Here is an 18,449-nt window from a genome sequence, read left to right as displayed (position 1 = left end):
GCAATAAATGTAATCTATGTAACGTAGCAATAACTAGACTATCCCGATTGTTTTTTTATGGAACTTAAATCTTTAATCCGAGACATACCTGACTTTCCCAAACCTGGGATCGTTTTTCGCGATGTTACTACCTTACTCAATAATCCGCAAGGACTACGTCATTCGATAGATACTCTGGCCGAAAAATGTCAAGAACAAGAATTAGTTCCTGACTATATTGTCGGTATGGAGTCTCGGGGATTTATTTTTGGAACGCCCTTAGCTTATAAGTTAAATGCAGGGTTTGTTCCTGCACGGAAACCAGGTAAACTCCCTGCGGATGTTCATTCGGTGGAATATGAATTGGAATATGGCACTGACAAATTAGAAATCCATCAAGATGCAGTTGTCCCAGGCTCTAAAGTTCTAATTGTTGATGATCTAATTGCTACTGGAGGCACAGCCAAAGCCACAGCAGAATTATTGGATAAATGCGGAGTAGAGGTCTTGGGTTTTCTCTTTGTGATTGAACTAGTTGCGTTGGGAGGCAGGGCAAAGTTACCTGATTTGCCGATTATCAGTCTTGTAGAATATTAAACGAAGGCAGAGGGCAGAGGGCAGAAGGCAGAAGGCAGAAGGTAGAGTATCAATGTCTACCTTCACCTGAACACCAACATTCATTTTATTTTTTAATTGATGAAACAAACAGTTTGGATTGCAAGACATGGAAATCGGTTAGATTTTGTCAAACCAGAATGGTTTAATACAGCTAAAAGGCGATATGATCCTCCATTATCAGAGGACGGTTTTATCCAAGCTCAAGAATTGGGTCAAAGATTGAAAAATCAGAATATATCCCATATTATCTCCTCTCCTTTTTTGCGCACAATTCAAACTGCCAATGAAGTCGCACAAGTGTTGGATCTGCCAATCAAGCTAGAAGCCGGCTTGAGCGAATGGATGAATCCCGATTGGATGGATAGTCATCCTGAGATTCATCCTCAAGAATTTCTGGCTCAAGAATATCCCCGTATTGACTGGGGTTATAAGTCTTTAATCAGTCCAAACTATCCAGAAACTCAGGCCAGACTCACTAGAAGAACTCAGCAAGCAGCAGGTAGGCTGATAAGCCAATTCCCCGAGGATATTCTTTTGGTAGGGCATGGAGCTTCTGTTTTGGGTGTTACTCGGGGATTAGTTAAGGGCAATCCTAGTTTTAGAGTTCCTTTATGCTCAATAACAAAAATAGTTTGTTTTGCGGGCGAAGGAGAAATTACTTTACAAACTGATACTTCCCATCTGAGCCAAACTGAAACTACAGTAAGGTTGAATTAAGTAATTGAAAATTGACGAGCGATCCCACGCCGCCGAAAGGAGAAAGGGAACGCGCGAGTTTAAAAATTAAAAATTGAAAATTGGTTCTTATGTCGATAATTCATGGTAATTGGATTGCTGATGTTGATGATAATTACTTTTTTGTTTGGGGGGAAACTTGGCGCTCTTTAGTGAATGAAAAGTCTAGCGATCTCAATTCCTCAATATCTAGTCATCCTTTTTGCTTGGAACACGACGATTTGTTGGCAACATTAAAGGAATTGAAATTGATCAGCGCTAAAGATCTGGTAAAACCCTTTATTTCTCAAGATAAAACGATTAATATCCCTAGTCTTCAGCAAGGGAAAAAAGAGATATCTCCAGTTTTTTCACAAAATTTGTCAACTCTAGAAATTGAGCCTAAACAGAAAATACTATTGCACAATTGGCAAGTGTCTGGTGTTGCTTTAACTCCTAAAGAAGCATCTAGATTTCTGCAAGCAGTCCCTCTTAATAACCCCAATTTTATTGCCCCAGAATTGTCTTTTTGGTCTCATATTTATCGCTGGAGTTGGGATTTAATCGTTAAAGGTAAATTTTTACCTGGTATTGAAGCAAATAGTAATGGCAAGATCTCTAGTGTTTGGCAACCGCTATTAGATAGTGAAATCGATAGAATGCGATTGGCAAAATTTAACCAGACAATTCCCGCGGCTTGTTTTGCTTACCATAACGAGACTGGGGAAAATGTCGGTCGAGGAAAAGCTCAGGAATTATTATTAGATTTTTTGGCCAAAATTCTTGATGCCCAAGTCAAAGATAAAATTGCGAGTATAAGCTTTGCAAATAAAACTCTTGGCGTTACTCCGTGGCTGCGATCGCTGTCCACAATCCCTTCAGATATAGCAACCGAGAGTAAAAATATTAATCGTCTACAGAACGCCCTTTATAATTGGGGTTTACCTTTTCAAGAATATCTGGTTAATCAGGACAATAAAAATCTGGCTCAAAATCGCTATCGACTAGCGCTGGCGCTAGAGCCTCCAGTTCAGGATAAAAATAGCAAAGAACAGGGTGATTGGTCACTCAAATATTATTTACAAGCTTTAGATAACCCCAAATTTATTATCGATGCGGCAACGATTTGGCAATGCAGCGATCGCGTTCTCCATTATCAAGATAGAAAGATCAAAGATCCTCAAGAAATACTGCTAAAAGGTCTGGGTTTAGGAACTCGTTTATATGATGTGATTACTACCAGCTTACAAGCTAGTAAGCCGGTAAGTTGTACTCTCAACCCAATTGAGGTTTATCAATTTATCCGCGCTACTGCCTGGGAATTACAAAATAATGGCATTGGGGTTATTTTGCCTCCTGGGTTAAATCCCGGAGAGAATGAACAAAGATTGGGCATTAAAATCGATGCGGAAGTTGCAACGAAAAAAGGACAACGACTTAGTTTACAGAGTTTACTGAAATATAAATTGCAAATTGCTGTTGGTGATGCAATTGTCCCGAAAAAGGAATTTGAAGCTTTATTAGACCAGCGATCGCCCATTGTCGAGATTAATGGTAGATGGTTAGCCCTCCAACCTGCTGATGTGAATTCTGCCCAGGCGATTTTAAATAAATCCAACGAACAATTAAGTTTATCCGTTGAAGATGCCCTCAGAATTGCCACCGGAGATACCAAAACTTTAGCTAAATTGCCTGTAGTAGATTTTGCTGCGACAGGAGTGTTAGAAGAGCTGATTAATAATTTGACTGATAATAAAGCTGTTGATGCGATCGCAGATATTCCAGGATTAGAGGGGACGTTAAGACCCTATCAAGCCCGAGGAGTTGGTTGGTTATCTTTTTTAGAAACTTGGAGTTTGGGTTCTTGTCTAGCTGATGATATGGGCTTAGGCAAAACGATTCAGTTTATTTCTTTCGTGCTGAATTTGCAAAACCAAGATAAATTACATAATCCTATTTTAGTTATTTGCCCTACTTCGGTAATTAATAATTGGGAACGGGAAATTAATAGATTTGCGCCAACTCTTGCCACTTGGGTGCATCATGGCTATCAACGCAAAAAAAGAAATGCTTTTGCCAAAGAAGTCAGCAACAAACAGTTGGTAATTACTAGTTATTCTTTGGTAGATCGCGATCTTAAGACTTTAGAGAAAGTTACCTGGGAAGGTATTGTTTTAGATGAAGCGCAAAATATTAAAAATTCTGGCTCTAAACAGTCTCAAGCCGTGAGGAAAATACCCGCAGGATTTCGAATTGCTTTAACGGGAACTCCTGTGGAAAATCGCCTGGTAGAATTATGGTCAATTTTGGATTTTCTTAACCCTGGATTTTTAGGGACTAAGGCTTTTTTCCAGAAAAGATTTGTTTTACCAATTGAAAAATATGGCGATAAACAATCTTTAAATATTTTGCGATCGCTAGTGCGGCCGTTTATTCTCCGTCGTCTGAAAACTGATAAGAATATCATTCAAGATTTGCCAGAGAAGCAGGAAATGAATGTCTTCTGTGGTTTAACGATGGAACAGGCTGAAATCTATCAAAAACTGGTGGAAGAATCGCTGGGAGAAATCGAAGAAGCGGTCGGAATTAAACGTCATGGATTAATTTTGACTTTGCTGTTGCGACTGAAGCAGCTTTGCAATCATCCTGAGTTAGCAAGTATTAAGAATAAGAAAATTACTAAATTACCTGAAGAATTTGGAATTCGTTCGGGAAAATTGATGCGTTTAACAGAAATGTTGGAAGAAGTAATTGAAGAAGAAGATCACGCTTTGATTTTTACTCAGTTTTCCGAATGGGGCAAATTATTAAAACTCTATTTAGAGAAGCAATTGCAAACGGAAGTGATCTTTTTATATGGGGCAACTCGTCGCGAACAAAGACAAGAAATGGTTGATCGTTTTCAGAATGATCCTAATGGCCCGAAAATATTTATTTTGTCTCTCAAAGCCGGGGGAACAGGTTTAAATTTGACCAAGGCAAATCATGTTTTTCATGTCGATCGCTGGTGGAATCCCGCAGTGGAAAATCAGGCGACAGATCGGGCTTTTCGGATTGGACAAAAACGCAATGTGCAAGTGCATAAGTTTGTTTGTAGTGGCACGTTGGAAGAAAGAATTAATGACATTATCGAAAGCAAAAAAGAATTGGCAGAACAAACTGTGGATGCTGGTGAGCAATGGTTAACTAGACTGGACACTAAGAAGTTGCGGAATCTTTTATTGTTAGATCGCGATCGCGTGATTGATAATTAGAAATTAAGATACTTATTACTATAACAATGAGCACTTTAGTTACTTTTTTGTTCAGAGGATATAAGTTTACTCAAAAAACAGAAGATCTTACCAATTTAGAACGAGTTAATTCTATGGGCGAGTCAGAAATAGAAGCTAATGCCCTTTCTGAACCAGATAATCAACCTTTATCTCATGATAGTCTCAAAAAGATTAGGAAAATCAAGCGTCAAATGTCTAGATAAAGTTATGGCAGACAAGAAAAAATCAACAAACTAAAGGCAGAGAATTAATAATGCGATCACTCCTTAACCTAAACATCAAGCTACTATATGATTGAAGTGCTTGCTTGCAATAGAATCAACCATAATGACAATAGATAAAACTTCTCACCAAAAGTCTCAAATTCGGGAAGCAAATGATAACCCTCTAGCAAATATCGCTGGACAGTTTGGGGGAAAATTTTGGTTAGAAACCCAGTTAGAAATAGAACGTTCTCGCAAAATAGATAAAGAAGAAACAAGCAAGCTTCTAGAGTCTAAATCAAACGAGCAAGACTAATGTATCTCTTAGATACCAGTGTTGTTAGTAATTTTTTAGACGAAAGACGTTACTACCCTCAACTAACAGCCAGGATTTTGAACCAACCACCCGAACAGATACTTATCAGTATCATTACTGTTGAAGAAATCTTACAGGGTGCTCTGGCTGCCATACAAAAAGCGAAACGAAAACCTTCTGTAATCCAAGCTTATCAATACTTTGAAGACTTGTTTTTGGCACTTCACCGCTTTCAAATTTTGTCTTACACCACAGAAGCAGAAAATATTTATCAATCACTTCCTGCCAAAAGTCAAAGAATCGGAACGCAAGATTGTCGGATTGCCGCGATCGCTAATGCCAACAGATTTACTATAGTTACAGTTAATGTTAACGATTTTGTCAGTATTGGTCTCACTGAGGTAGAAGATTGGACGAGATAGAGATTGCCCGTAGTAGAGAATTAATAACGCGATCGCTTTACCAACAATTTCAGTCATCAGAATATTTAATTAAAGTGCTACAAAATTAGTTGCAACATAACTACATTATTCCCATTCGCGATCTAGTAGATAATTTTAAGTACAAAAAGAGTAAGACTATAACAGCAAAGACCATGAGCATTTTTGAGCAAATTCTAGGCGCAATCAACAATCCAGAGAAAGAAGCAAGTACCAATCAACTAGGTTCAATCCTCGACACAGTGCAACAGTTGAGCGGGAACTATCAAGCCAATCCCGATGCCGTACAATCAGCAATGTCCATCGTGGGAAACTACACCAAGTCCGCATTACAACAACAGCGTAGTCAAAGCGGGACGGCTCAAGTCAATCAATTAATCAATCAGTTTGGTGGTACTCAGGCCAACTCACAAGTATTGTCAACTCTATTTAATAGCTCTCAATTACAGAGTATGATTCAACAGATTAGTCTTCGCACTGGTTTAGATGCGAGAATGATCCAAGGAATGCTGCCAATTTTAGTTCCTTTGGTCTTGAATTTCCTCAAAACTGGTAATAACAAGGGCAATATCCAGATTGATAATCCAGTTGTCAGTAGTTTCTTAGATTCTGATGGAGATGGGGATGTAGATTTGCAAGATGCTCTAAATATGGCATCTCGTTATCTCGCCAGATAGTCAAAATACTTAAAGTGTTTTAATATAGCTCTTTTGAACCTAACACCTAACACCTAAAACCTAAAACCTTAAGATCATGAATATTGCATGAGTATTTATTCTTAAGATATTCCTGATTATCGTCGCCACAGCAGTAATTGGGTTTAGAATTTATCTTCAGTAAGCTTATAACTCACCATATACATGACTCTTACTACATCAAAATCTCCTATAAAAACTATTGAATTATCGCCCCTTGTTCATCAGCGTCCTCTATTGGCGATCGGACATGGCACCAGAAATGCGCAAGGTCGCCAAACTTTTATCGATTTTGTCGAGCAATATCATCAATTAGATCCCTCGCGGCCAGTAATTCCCTGCTTCCTAGAGCTGACCGAACCCAATATTCAAGAAGGAGTAGATTTATGTGTAGAACAAGGATACACAAATATTTCTGCCTTACCAATTCTGCTTTTTGCCGCCAGACATAACAAATTCGATGTCACCAATGAGCTGGACAGAGCCCGAAAAAGACATCCTCAGATTACATTTCATTATGGTCGTCATTTTGGGATTACCCCGAATATTATTCAGTTATGGCGCGATCGCCTATTAGAATTAGACTCCCCAGAAAACAATCCGCAAAATATTTCTCGTCAAGACACTGTTTTATTATTTGTGGGCAGAGGCTCCAGCGATCCTGATGCCAATGGCGATCTGGCAAAATTAGCCAGGATTATTTGGGAGGGCAGTGGTTATCAAACGGTCGAAACTTGCTTTATTGGAATTACCCATCCCCGTTTAGAAGAAGGTTTCCGTCGCGCGTATTTTTATAATCCCCGAAGAGTAATAGTTTTACCCTATTTCTTGTTTACTGGGGTCTTGATGAATAAAATTTTTGATATCACTGCTCAACAAGCAGAATCCCATCCTGAGATTGCTTACAATTGCTTGCCAGAAATGGGAATTCAACCCCAACTACTCGAAGTAATTCGTCAACGGGAAATTGAAACTCAGTTAGGTCAGGTTGCGATGAACTGCGAAATGTGTAAATTTCGTCTCTCAGCCAGCACTGGGGAAAGTAACCATCACCACCATCATGATCACAATCATGGTCATCACCACCATCATGAAAACTCCGATCCCTATGCGCAACCAGAGGCTTATCATCAAAGGATTTGGCAAACACCTTGACATTGAACATTGACCAACGTGAGTTCGATGAGTACAAAATTTACTAGTGCCCCTGCGCGGAAGTAATAAGTAATAAGTAATTAAGTAATAAGTAATGAGTCTTGATATATCAGCTTTTTGCTCTTCGTTGATGGTTGTCTTATTTACGACCGCGTCCACTGGTTCTGAATAGGGATTTGGGGATTTAGGGAAAAGCCTATTACTTCGTTGTTAAACTTGGAAAATGTCATCAAAAAGAAAATTCATCGAACTGGCGTTGACCAGTTAACAGTTGTTGGCCAATAGTTGTCTTTTACTTATTACTCATTACTCATTACTCATTACTTATTACTCAGTTTCCAGCTACGAGATCCATCAGAATATTATGGGTGCTCTGAGCCTGACTATCTTTTGGCGGTTTTCGTTGTACGTAACTGCCATCAGGTTGCAGTTCCCAGGCTTGGCGATTATCTGCCAGCATAATGCCCAAGATTTCATGTAAATCGGCAGTCAAACCAGGATCTTCTATGGGGGTAATCGCCTCTACCCGACGACTGAGGTTGCGTGTCATCCAATCTGCACTACCAATATAAACTTCTTCAGAGCCACTATTATGAAAATAGAAAACCCGAGAATGTTCTAAAAAGCGGCCAATAACACTGATAACTCGGATGTTTTCACTAATTCCGGCAACTCCGGGACGCAAACAGCAAATACCTCTGACAATTAAATCAATTTCTACTCCTGCCTGAGAAGCCTTGTACAAAGTCGCAATTATGGGCTTATCGACAAGAGAATTAATTTTAACGACAATCCGGCCTTTGCCACCATTTTGGGCATGTTCCATTTCTCGATGAATCATTGCCGTCATGCGATCGCGCATATTTACAGGAGCAACGAGAAGTTTACGATAGGATTTTTGTCGGGAATAGCCTGTCAGGAAGTTGAATAAATCAGTAAGATCAGCACCCAAATCCTCTTGGCAGCTAATTAGCCCCAAATCAGTATATAATTTAGCCGTTTTGGGATTGTAATTTCCGGTGCCAATATGCACGTAGCGACGAATCTTGTTTTCTTCTTGACGGACAATTAACGTGATCTTTGTATGGGTTTTGAGACCAACTAAGCCATAAACAACGTGAACTCCCGCATTTTCTAGCTTTCTTGCCCAATTAATATTATTCTCTTCGTCGAAACGAGCTTTGAGCTCTACTAAGACCGCAACTTGCTTATGATTTTGAGCGGCGGCGATGAGAGCTTTAATAATTGGCGAATCCCCAGAAGTCCGATACAGAGTCATCTTAATTGCCAGAACATCGGGGTCATTAGCTGCTTCTGTAATTAAGCGTTGCACAGAAGCACTAAAAGAATAATAGGGATGGTGTAATAATAAATCTCCATTACGAATAATTCTAAAAAAGTCGTCGCCATCTTCTCCCTCTTGCAGATCCTGCAATCGATGTAGCTTAGGTGGAACAATTGGCGACCAAGAGCGATCTTTTAATTCAGGAAGGGGTAACGCCAAAAATGACATTAAGTTGCCTAAACCCAATAACCCATCAATATCATAAACATCATTATCTTCAAGGGCTAATTCTCTAATAATAGTAGAACGAATCGGTTCTGGTACCGAAGATTGAATTTCTAAGCGTACTGCTGAACCACCCATCCGACGCTTTTGTAATTCCTGTTCAATTGCCAATAACAGATCATCCGCTTCATCTTCTTCTACAGAAAGAGAGGCATTACGAGTAACCCTAAAGACATAGCATTCCTGAATATTCATGCCAGGAAAGAGATACTCTAAATTATGAGTAATTAACTGTTCTATAGGAATTCCAGTCCAGATCCCAACTTTTCCCTTATGGCGTTGGCGTAATTCCTTGGGCAAAGGGATAAAGCGAGATAAAGCCCGAGGTATTTTGACCCTGGCAAATAATTCTTCATCTAAATCTGGGTCCTTGACCACTACCGCTAGATTGAGACTGAGATTGGAAATATAGGGAAAAGGATGGGACGGATCGACGGCTAAAGGCGTCAGCACAGGGAAAATATGCTCTTCAAAAAACTGGTTGAGATAAGTTCTTTGCTCTTGATTGAGATCGACATAATCCAGAATATGGATTCCTTGATCGATTAGCTTTTTCCTTAAAACCTGTTCGCAATGTTGATGCTGTTCTTGGATCATCGGACGCAAGCGATCGCCGATAGCCGCTAATTGTTCTGAAGGAGTTTGTCCATCAATAGACAACTTAGTAACTCCTGCTTTTACCTGCTGCATCAAACCTGCTACTCGAACCATGAAAAATTCATCGAGGTTCGAGCTAAAAATTGCCATAAATTTCAGGCGCTCTAACAAGGGAGTTCTTTCATCCAAAGCCTCGTGGAGTACTCGACGATTAAACTCTAACCAACTTAGTTCACGATTAAAATAATACTGGGAATCATCAAGATCAATATTCTTATCAGTGGCTTTAGTGGAGGGCATTATCAGTTAACAGTTAGCAGTTATCAGTTAGCAGTTACCCTCATTCGCCCTGTCAAGGGGGATAATAAGGGCGCAGTCAGTCACACAGTGATTATGCAGCTATCCGATTTATTTTTACAATAGATCTTCACAATATGATACTGATACTCAAGGATTGATTAAGATCTAGTAAGCATCACGACCTCTGCCATCTGCCATCTGCCTTCTGCCCTCTTCAATACCTACTTATCGGGTTGAGGAGTCATCCGCAAGTAAGGTTTGATTTCAGTAACTCCTTTGGGGAATTTTGTCTTGGCCTCTGGGGTAGGAATAGCAGGAGAAACCACTACATCCTCGCCATCTTTCCAGTTGACAGGAGTCGCTACAGAATAGTTGTCCGTGAGTTGCAAAGAATCAATTGTTCTCAGGATTTCTTGGAAATTACGACCAGTACTGGGGGGATAGGTAATACTGAGACGCAATTTTTTGTTGGGGTCGATGACAAAAACAGTTCTGACTGTTACCTTAGCATCAGCATTGGGGTGAATCATGTCATAAAGGTCGGAAACCTTTTTATCTTCATCTGCCAGGATGGGATAATCTACAGTAGTGCTTTGAGTTTCATTAATGTCGCCAATCCAGCCATTATGGGATTCTACCCCATCTACACTAAGAGCAATAGTTTTAACATTACGTTTATCAAATTCAGAACGCAATCGAGAAACTTCCCCTAATTCGGTAGTGCAAACAGGAGTGTAGTCAGCAGGGTGAGAGAAAAGAACTACCCAACTATCTCCAGCCCAATCGTAAAAAGAAATCTCGCCCATGCTCGAAGCCTGGGTAAAGTCCGGGACAGTGTCACCTAGTCTAAGCGTTGCCATAATATTCTCCAAAAATTCTTATCTCAGCAATTGTAATTTTTCATGTTCCCATAAAATCTGCTTGGCAATCTTGGACTTTCGCTTTTTATAATATTTCGAGATATTTGTTTGTAATTTAAGTTACACGACTTGGCAAAATTCAGTTAATCGCGAGTAAAAGGTTTTAGGTGTTGGGTGTTAGGTGTTAGGGAGATCCCGAAAAACGATGAATTCAGCAATGATAGACATAAAAATTCTTTAGATCTAAAATATTCTCCGATCTAAATCAAAACATGACCTTTTTTACCTAAAACCTACTACCTAAAACCTAACACCAGTCCTGACTAGACCATAAAATTGCCAAGTCGTGTAAGTTACTGTTGCTCGTGGTTGAGGACTCCATTTAAGAAAATATCGGCAATTCCTTCCGCCATTTCTTGCATCGCTTGAGGCGAAGCATCGGGAGTCATAATAGTTTCCTTGGAAAAACCTGCGATCGCAAACATGCCCAGAAAGACTTGAGCAACTATTTTGGGGTTTGTTTGGCGATAAATGCCTTTGGACATTGCCGTTTCAAAAAATGCTTCGGCCACATCAGTCATTTTATCGATAACTTCTGATTGGATGCTTTCTCTGAGTTCACTATGATTTTGTGCTTCGATAAAACAAACTCGTAACAAATCAGAGTTTTCGCGCATATTGAGCATTCTGCGGCGCATGACTTGAGAAATAGCTTTGTAGTTCCCCATTTCACTTAATTCAGTCAAGAGATCTGTCAGAATTTCAATCCAGCCCGCAGTCGCGACTTCAACTAGAATTGCTTTTTTGCTGGGAAAGTACCGAAAAAGTGTTCCTTCTGCCACCTTGGCATAGTTCGCTAAATCTTTGGTTGTTGTGCCGTCATAACCTCTGCGAGCAAATAATTTGAGAGCAGCCTGGGAAATCCTCGCGCGAGTATCTTCTTCGGTTGTGTTAGGACTTGTTAGACTGCGTCTGGTGAAAACTTGCATAATAGTTATGAGTTAGGAGTTAATTAGTTGAAAGCTCATCAATTGCTCTTCCATTCTCTGATGAATCAAGGTATTTATACCTGTTTCTTCATAGAACGTCAAACTTTTATCAGTTATTAGTGATCCCTCAACAGTCAACAGTCCAGTTATTAATCTTTTGCTAGTATGCTTAATTTCTTAAAAAAGAAAATATCCAAAATAAGAATATTCAAACTGTTACCTATCGTTTTGGCGATCGCGATTATGATTGCTTTTGTGGGTAATAGTAATCTGGTGCGGGCGAATGATGAAATTTCGTTGCAGCCTTACATTACTCGCTTTTTAGATCGAGTCACAGAGTTTCAGCTGGATAATGGGATGAAATTTATTGTGATCGAAAATCATGATGCCCCAGTGGTTTCTTTTGTGACTTATGCTGATGTGGGTGGAGTTGATGAACCGGATGGACAAACAGGCGTTGCCCATTTTTTAGAGCATTTGGCTTTTAAAGGAACCAAAAGCATCGGCACCAAGGATTATAAACAAGAAAAAGTTTATATGGATCAATTGGATCGTTTGTTTGCCCAAATAAAAGCCGCTAAGATCGCAGGTGATGAAGCAAAGCTTGCCCAACTCACAGCAGAATTTAGCAATATCGAGTCTCAAGCCGGTAGCTTGGTAAAGCAAAATGAATATGGTCAAATTGTCGATACAGCAGGCGGTGTGGGTTTAAATGCTGTTACAACTTCTGACTATACTAGTTATTTTTATAGTTTCCCATCCAATAAGCTAGAACTCTGGATGTCTCTAGAATCGGAGAGATTTCTTAATCCTGTGTTTCGAGAATTTTATAAGGAAAAACAGGTCATCTTAGAAGAAAGAAGAATGCGGACAGATAATTCTCCTATCGGCAAAACTATTGAAGAATTTTTGGATACGGCTTTTACTTCCCATCCTTATAAACGTCCGACTATTGGTTACAACGAAGATATTCGTAATTTGACACGGCAGAATGTGAGAGATTTCTTTGTCACTTATTATACGCCCAATAATCTGACGGTCGCGATCGCAGGTGATGTAGACCCCCAGGAAGTACAGGAACTAGCTGAAGTTTATTTCGGGAGATTTGAAGAGAGAACTGCACCACCAGAAGTAACAAAAACTGAACCCAAACAAACTGAAACCAAAGAAGTAATCGTCAAACTACCAACCCAACCTTGGTATCTCGAAGGTTATCATGTCGCTGGGTTAAACGATCCTGATTATCCTGTTTATAATTTGCTGACTAATATCCTTAGTAGTGGCAGAACGTCTCGTTTATATCAATCTTTGGTAGAAGAACAACAAGTTGCCCTATCAGCTCAGGGTTTTAGTGGTTTTCCTGGAAATAAACATCCTAATTTGATGCTATTTTATGCTTTAACTGCACCAGGACATACGGTCGATGACGTCGCGATCGCACTCAGAGAACAAATCGAATTATTAAAAACTGAACCTGTTACTACAGCCGAATTAGCAAGAATCAAAACCCAATTCAAAGCTAGTTTATTACGTAGCCTTGAATCCAACCTAGAAATGGCAAGGATTCTCACAGAATATGAAGCCAAAACCGGGGATTGGCGCAATTTATTTAATGAACTCGAAGCAATTACTGAGGTTACCGCAGACGACATTCAACGAGTAGCACAAAATATTTTTACTGATGAAAATCGCACTATTGGCAAACTTTTATCAGTGAACAATAAACAGTAAACAGTTATCAGTTATTTATTGGGGAGCACTTGATTGACACAGGGTTTTCCCTGCTCAAACTCCTCAATATTTGCGATGGTAGTTTCGGCGATATTAGTTAAAGCTTCTGCTGTAAAAAAGGCTTGATGAGCTGTGACCATGACATTAGGAAAGGTTAATAATCTCTCGAACAAATCATCTTGCCTAATTTCGTCGGATAAATCCTCGAAAAAGAAATCCGCTTCCTTTTCGTAAACATCTAAAGCCAAATAGCCAATATGGTGGGATTTGAGACCTTTGATAACAGCATAAGTATCAATTAAACCTCCCCGACTAGTATTAACCAACATAACTCCTGGCTTCATCAAGGAGATAGTCTCTTCATTAATTAGATGATAAGTATCTGTGGTCAAAGGGCAATGGAGACTAATAATATCAGATTCGGCGAGAAGATCTTTTAGTGGGACATATTCACCATATTGTTCTTTAAATTCTTGATTGGGATAAAGATCATAAGCGAGCACACGACAGCCAAAACCGTGAAGTATTTTCCCGGTGATTCTACCAATTTGTCCGGTGCCAATGATCCCGACAGTACGATTATTGAGATCGAAACCCAACAAGCCATTAAGGGAAAAATTGCCTTCTTTCACTCGATAGTAAGCACGATGTATTCTGCGATTTAGACTTAAGATCAGAGCGATAGTATGTTCGGCAACTGCATAGGGAGAATAAGCAGGAACTCTCACTACCGTAATGCCCAATTCCGCTGCTGCTGTCAAATCGACATTATTGTATCCCGAACAACGCAACGCTATTAGGCGAGTCCCTGATGCCGCCAAAATCTCTAAGGTTTCACGACCCAAAATATCGTTCACAAAGACACAAACCACAGCATAATCATTGGCCAAACTGGCGGTTTGAGGATTTAAACCGGGCTCAAAGAACTGTAATTCGCAGCTTTTTTCAGCATTGGCTATTTCTAAAAACTTGCGATCGTAGGGCTTAGTGCTAAATACTGCAATTTTCATGAAGCAAATAAATTGAATTGGTCGGTTAATGACAATTAGAAATTAGAGAACTCAAAAAATCTTTGATAAATCCAAAATTGCGGCCAAATTTGGCATTGGGATTATCAAGACAAAGTTGATGAAACTGCTCATCACTGATATCAATGATAGAGCTAAAATTAACTTTTAATTTTTTAAATTATTTATCGGCTCAATCACCTTTTGTCATTAATTGGTACTAGTTTTTGCAATATTTATTGCGATCGCAGATAAGAATAATCTAAAAACTCAAGACATTTATTGGCAATGATTTAACCAACTGACTAGATCGGCTTCATTCGCAAAATCTAATAAAGCTTCACCCAAATTCTCTAACTGTTCGATTGATAAAGCTTGAATCTGCCTTTCTAGCTCTTGGGGAACTTGCCCGATGCGTTTTCGAAGAAGACGTAAAACTAAAGAAACTTCTCCCTCCTGCTTTCCTTCAGCTTTTCCTTCAGCTTTTCCTTCAGCTTTGCCCGCGGCTCTAATTTCTTGATAAATAACTGATTCACGCATAATTTCCTCCCTCAATAATCTTCCAATAACTTTCTTTTCTAAGACTAATCCTGCCAGGATAGCCGTTGAAGCAGCGATATTACTTCGTTGCCGAAGATCTTTAATCTGTTCAATTCTTTGGGCTGCTTCCGTTAAAGTTTCTTTTCTATCTTCAGTCTGACTCAAAACTGCTAGAGGTAACAAACCAGAAGATTGCAAAAAAACTTTCTTTGGTTGTTCCCATAATCTGATCACTTTAAAATTATGACGAGTACCAGGAATCTCAAAACTCTCTTCATAGACCAACTCTGAGCTAGTCGGTTTTAGATAAATCACTACCTGATAGACTTTTTTCTTTGGGTAGCGGCGATAAATTCTTAAGCGATAGTCAACCATCCGAAAGGGAATATCAGCTTGGGGCTTAGTTTGAAACTCAATATGGAGTACCAATGCTTCTGACTGCAATAAAATCAGAGCATCAGCCCGAACTGGCTCTGAGGATAATTCTTTGGGACTTAGTTTGGACAAGCTAACTGGTTCACCTAAAAGCCACTGAGCGAAATCATCACTGGAACTTTCCGCCAAAAACTTGCAGACATTATCGTACATTCAATGATTATAGCCTTCAAGGGCAAAATCAACGAAGGCAGAAGAATGAAGGCAGAGGGCAGAAGTTCTCTTGTTCAGAAGGTGTTTTGACCCCTCCCGAACCCCGTTTCTTCCATTCAGGAAGAGGTCTTAAACCAAAGTGAAAAGAAAGCAGTAGATTTAAACCTTCTGCCGTCTGCCCTCTGCCCTCTGCCTTCAAGGGCGAAGCCCGATAAAGAGGAGAACATTTTTATGCAAATCAAGTAAAAAAATCAAGTAAAAAATCATATTCTGCTTTTTTTCCGATGAAGCGATTAAATTCTATAATAGAAATTAATTTATATTTGGATAGTTTCTCGGAAGCATTAACCTTGAAGTTTGAGGAATTTAATGGTTGAACCAATTACATTGATTGCTACTTGGGGTCTAACTAGCACAGCTAAGTTTCTTTATCAGTCTGTTTTAGAAGAACTGAAAAAAGATACAACCAAAGAATGGGTTAAAGATGTTCTCGGATTTTGGTTGAAAAATGTAGCTAAAGATAAGCTTTCGGAAGGTTCTGGTGCCGTTTGGGAACATATAACAAAACTACTGAAGAAAGAGCCTTTAGAGATTGCAGCAGAAACAGCGATTACAGCATTTTTAGTGTTGATAGATAATCAATTAGCTGATAACTTAGGCTTACCTGAAGACAAACGAGCAAGATTTCAACAACCTTTAAAGCAATTTCTCAAAGAAAAATCGGTACGCCAAATTCTCGGCAGTCCTTTTCAAGAAGATTTTCAACATCTAGACATCAAATCATTAAAAGAAACTTGGGATGAATTGGGGTTACGGGATTTACCAGACAAATTTAACTGGGAAGAACTAGAAGCAGAATATTCAAAAATAGTCAAAAAAATATTTTATGAATCGGAAGAACTACGACCTCTCTTAGATTTTCAGCGACAAGAAAAAGATAGTAAAAATTTAGAAGCAATTGCTGGTGTTCCGACAGATTTTAATCTGGTTAAATATCAGGAAACTATTCTCGAAAAATATGGCAATCTCAAGTTAGAAAGCCTTGATAGCAGCGGTTATATCTACGATAAGGAATTAAAAATATATCAGATCTTTATTCCGCAAAATGTCAAAGAATGCCAGGAATATTTACCGCAAGTATACGAGCTACCCAAAGATTTACAACGGAAGCTGAAAGAAGAAGGAGAATTAGAACGCGAAATTACCCAAGAAGAGTTAGAAAACTACAAAAGAGCCTATACAGATCAACAAATTAAATCTGTTCTGGATGTTATCGCCGATGATAAGTATAAATATTTGGTAATTTTAGGTGATCCTGGTTCGGGAAAATCCACTCTCTTGCAATATCTGGCGGTGGAATGGGCAAAACTACCGCCCAAAGAATTGCCATCCCATCCTCTGACGTTGCTGATTGAACTGCGAGCTTATATTCAAGATTTCGCTCAGCAAAGATGTCAGAATTTTCTGGAATTTGTTCACAAAGGTAGTAGCTGGGTTTGTCATCTCAACCAAAATGAACTCGACAAGAGACTCAAGCAAGGGGAAGTTCGGGTTTTGTTTGATGGTTTGGATGAAGTTTTTGACCCACAGCAACGAGCTAATGTAATTGCGCAGATCCATAGTTTTACTCAAACCTATGACAAGGTAAAAGTGATTGTGACTTCGAGGGTTATTGGTTACAAGCCCCAACAGCTCAAAGATGCGGAGTTTCATCATTTTATGTTGCAAGATCTAGAACCAGTACAAATCGAAGAATTCCTAACAAAATGGCATGATTTGACCTATAACGAAGCGACAGAAAGCCAAAAGAAACAAGATCGACAACAACGCATTGCCAAAGCGATTCAAGAATCCCAAGCTATTCAACAGTTAGCAATGAATCCTTTGTTGCTCACTATGATGGCGATTCTCAATCGGAATCAAGATTTACCACGCGATCGCGCAGAACTCTACCGACGTTCATCAGAACTATTGCTATATCAATGGGATGTGGAAGGCAAATTGCTGGAAGATCCTGAGCTGAAATCTGTGGCGATCGATTATCGAGATAAACAGGCGATGCTGAGAGATGTGGCACATTTTATGCAGGCTACAGAAAAGGGATTAGCTGGTAATTTGATTAGCGATCGCGATTTAGAGAAAATATTAATCAATTATCTTAAAACTATTGATGTTACCGAAACTAGAAAAGTTGCCAAGTTAATGGTCGAGCAGCTCCGAACTCGCAATTTTATTCTTTGTGATATCGGTTCAAATTATTACGCTTTTGTCCATCGGACATTTTTAGAATATTTCTGTGCTTGGTCATATATTTGGCAATTGGAAGCGCAGACTTTATCTATCGAAGAGATTAGAACCGAAGTTTTTGGTAAACATTGGCAAGATGAGTCCTGGCACGAAGTTTTGAGGCTGATCGCGGGGATGATTTTAGATCCCAAAAACGTCGGAAATATTATTGAGGATTTGATGGCGCAAGATGGAGAATCGGCTAAGTTTGCTAATTTATTTTTGGCAGCAGATTGTTTAGCAGAAGTTAGGAATAGAAAAGCAATTACTTTAGTGGCAGATAAATTACTGGAAAAATTAAAACAATTTGCTCAAACTAAAGCATTAGAGGCTGATATTTATACAAAAATAGTTGCTTGGGGTCAGACAGAGGAATTGTCAGAAAAAGTCATTAATGCCATTGTTAAGAACTCGAAAGATGAGCCTAGAACTTTATCCTGGTTGAAAAATTGCATTAGATTCAACTCTTATTCTTCTTTTCCAGAATCAGCAGTTAGCGCTATAGCTAGAGGCTGGCATGATGAGCCTGAGACCTTACCCTGGCTTCAACAACACGCCCAATCTGATGATAATAAGTATGTCAGAA

The 18,449-nt window shown here is 39.2% G+C and carries 15 protein-coding genes; 10 read left to right on the top strand and 5 right to left on the bottom strand.

Annotation, left to right across the window (positions count from 1 at the left end; translation table 11 throughout):
- Positions 1-57: 57 nt before the first annotated feature.
- From XEN7305_RS07925 to XEN7305_RS07890, 8 genes are all read left to right on the top strand, one after another.
- Positions 58-576, top strand: a complete 519-nt coding sequence (locus XEN7305_RS07925) for an adenine phosphoribosyltransferase (RefSeq protein WP_006508864.1) — start codon at positions 58-60, stop codon at positions 574-576.
- 99 nt (positions 577-675) lie between these two features.
- On the top strand, positions 676-1,314 hold the full coding sequence (locus XEN7305_RS07920; protein ID WP_006508863.1) for a histidine phosphatase family protein: 639 nt from the start codon (positions 676-678) through the stop codon (positions 1,312-1,314).
- Between the two features lie 89 nt (positions 1,315-1,403).
- Entirely contained in the window at positions 1,404-4,565 is a 3,162-nt protein-coding gene (locus tag XEN7305_RS07915; protein ID WP_006508862.1) for a DEAD/DEAH box helicase, read from the top strand.
- 26 nt (positions 4,566-4,591) lie between these two features.
- Positions 4,592-4,789, top strand: a complete 198-nt coding sequence (locus XEN7305_RS07910) for a hypothetical protein (protein ID WP_006508861.1) — start codon at positions 4,592-4,594, stop codon at positions 4,787-4,789.
- A gap of 124 nt (positions 4,790-4,913) precedes the next feature.
- The gene (locus XEN7305_RS07905) at positions 4,914-5,105 is read left to right on the top strand and encodes a hypothetical protein (protein WP_006508860.1); all 192 of its coding nucleotides are present in this window, start codon (positions 4,914-4,916) and stop codon (positions 5,103-5,105) included.
- The gene (locus XEN7305_RS07900) at positions 5,105-5,527 is read left to right on the top strand and encodes a type II toxin-antitoxin system VapC family toxin (RefSeq protein ID WP_006508859.1); all 423 of its coding nucleotides are present in this window, start codon (positions 5,105-5,107) and stop codon (positions 5,525-5,527) included. Before XEN7305_RS07905 ends, XEN7305_RS07900 begins: the two co-directional genes overlap by 1 nt.
- A 173-nt stretch (positions 5,528-5,700) precedes the next feature.
- Positions 5,701-6,222 (top strand): DUF937 domain-containing protein, encoded by a 522-nt coding sequence (locus tag XEN7305_RS07895; protein ID WP_006508858.1) that lies wholly within the window; start codon positions 5,701-5,703, stop codon positions 6,220-6,222.
- 183 nt (positions 6,223-6,405) lie between these two features.
- Positions 6,406-7,395, top strand: coding sequence for a sirohydrochlorin chelatase (locus XEN7305_RS07890; protein WP_006508857.1), 990 nt, complete (start codon positions 6,406-6,408; stop codon positions 7,393-7,395).
- Between the two features lie 331 nt (positions 7,396-7,726).
- Here XEN7305_RS07890 and ppk1 read toward each other — a convergent pair whose 3' ends face one another.
- The 3 genes from ppk1 to XEN7305_RS07875 form a co-directional block, all read right to left on the bottom strand.
- Positions 7,727-9,862: a polyphosphate kinase 1 gene (ppk1, locus tag XEN7305_RS07885; RefSeq protein WP_006508856.1), complete on the bottom strand. Its 2,136-nt coding sequence runs from the start codon at positions 9,860-9,862 to the stop codon at positions 7,727-7,729.
- A gap of 221 nt (positions 9,863-10,083) precedes the next feature.
- Complete coding sequence (locus XEN7305_RS07880) at positions 10,084-10,722, bottom strand: peroxiredoxin (RefSeq protein WP_006508855.1); 639 nt, start codon at positions 10,720-10,722, stop codon at positions 10,084-10,086.
- A 353-nt stretch (positions 10,723-11,075) separates the two neighbouring features.
- Complete coding sequence (locus tag XEN7305_RS07875; protein WP_006508854.1) at positions 11,076-11,711, bottom strand: TetR/AcrR family transcriptional regulator; 636 nt, start codon at positions 11,709-11,711, stop codon at positions 11,076-11,078.
- A 165-nt stretch (positions 11,712-11,876) separates the two neighbouring features.
- Between XEN7305_RS07875 and XEN7305_RS07870 the strand changes: the two genes are divergently transcribed.
- On the top strand, positions 11,877-13,442 hold the full coding sequence (locus tag XEN7305_RS07870; protein WP_083889344.1) for a pitrilysin family protein: 1,566 nt from the start codon (positions 11,877-11,879) through the stop codon (positions 13,440-13,442).
- Between the two features lie 11 nt (positions 13,443-13,453).
- Here XEN7305_RS07870 and XEN7305_RS07865 read toward each other — a convergent pair whose 3' ends face one another.
- Both XEN7305_RS07865 and XEN7305_RS07860 read right to left on the bottom strand, forming a co-directional pair.
- Entirely contained in the window at positions 13,454-14,452 is a 999-nt protein-coding gene (locus XEN7305_RS07865; RefSeq protein ID WP_006508852.1) for a 2-hydroxyacid dehydrogenase, read from the bottom strand.
- A 276-nt stretch (positions 14,453-14,728) separates the two neighbouring features.
- Positions 14,729-15,577: an Rpn family recombination-promoting nuclease/putative transposase gene (locus XEN7305_RS07860; RefSeq protein WP_006508851.1), complete on the bottom strand. Its 849-nt coding sequence runs from the start codon at positions 15,575-15,577 to the stop codon at positions 14,729-14,731.
- Positions 15,578-15,946: 369 nt separating this feature from the next.
- On the opposite strand from XEN7305_RS07860, the gene XEN7305_RS07855 reads away from it, so the two are divergent.
- Positions 15,947-18,449 (top strand): NACHT domain-containing NTPase (locus tag XEN7305_RS07855; RefSeq protein ID WP_006508850.1); only part of this gene is annotated, 2,503 nt, incomplete at its 3' end.

This window comes from Xenococcus sp. PCC 7305, from assembly GCF_000332055.1.
GTDB lineage: Bacteria > Cyanobacteriota > Cyanobacteriia > Cyanobacteriales > Xenococcaceae > Xenococcus.
This window is presented reverse-complemented; position numbering and strand designations above follow the sequence as displayed.

What these genes read in the sequence shown, in the direction of transcription:
- XEN7305_RS07860 (WP_006508851.1), bottom strand. Translation starts at nt 15,577, where the DNA reads ATGTACGATAATGTCTGCAAGTTTTTGGCGGAAAGTTCCAGTGATGAT.
- XEN7305_RS07900 (WP_006508859.1), top strand. Translation starts at nt 5,105, where the DNA reads ATGTATCTCTTAGATACCAGTGTTGTTAGTAATTTTTTAGACGAAAGA.
- XEN7305_RS07920 (WP_006508863.1), top strand. Translation starts at nt 676, where the DNA reads ATGAAACAAACAGTTTGGATTGCAAGACATGGAAATCGGTTAGATTTT.
- XEN7305_RS07875 (WP_006508854.1), bottom strand. Translation starts at nt 11,711, where the DNA reads ATGCAAGTTTTCACCAGACGCAGTCTAACAAGTCCTAACACAACCGAA.
- XEN7305_RS07895 (WP_006508858.1), top strand. Translation starts at nt 5,701, where the DNA reads ATGAGCATTTTTGAGCAAATTCTAGGCGCAATCAACAATCCAGAGAAA.
- XEN7305_RS07880 (WP_006508855.1), bottom strand. Translation starts at nt 10,722, where the DNA reads ATGGCAACGCTTAGACTAGGTGACACTGTCCCGGACTTTACCCAGGCT.
- XEN7305_RS07870 (WP_083889344.1), top strand. Translation starts at nt 11,877, where the DNA reads ATGCTTAATTTCTTAAAAAAGAAAATATCCAAAATAAGAATATTCAAA.
- XEN7305_RS07905 (WP_006508860.1), top strand. Translation starts at nt 4,914, where the DNA reads ATGACAATAGATAAAACTTCTCACCAAAAGTCTCAAATTCGGGAAGCA.
- XEN7305_RS07915 (WP_006508862.1), top strand. Translation starts at nt 1,404, where the DNA reads ATGTCGATAATTCATGGTAATTGGATTGCTGATGTTGATGATAATTAC.
- XEN7305_RS07890 (WP_006508857.1), top strand. Translation starts at nt 6,406, where the DNA reads ATGACTCTTACTACATCAAAATCTCCTATAAAAACTATTGAATTATCG.
- ppk1 (WP_006508856.1), bottom strand. Translation starts at nt 9,862, where the DNA reads ATGCCCTCCACTAAAGCCACTGATAAGAATATTGATCTTGATGATTCC.
- XEN7305_RS07865 (WP_006508852.1), bottom strand. Translation starts at nt 14,452, where the DNA reads ATGAAAATTGCAGTATTTAGCACTAAGCCCTACGATCGCAAGTTTTTA.
- XEN7305_RS07910 (WP_006508861.1), top strand. Translation starts at nt 4,592, where the DNA reads ATGAGCACTTTAGTTACTTTTTTGTTCAGAGGATATAAGTTTACTCAA.
- XEN7305_RS07925 (WP_006508864.1), top strand. Translation starts at nt 58, where the DNA reads ATGGAACTTAAATCTTTAATCCGAGACATACCTGACTTTCCCAAACCT.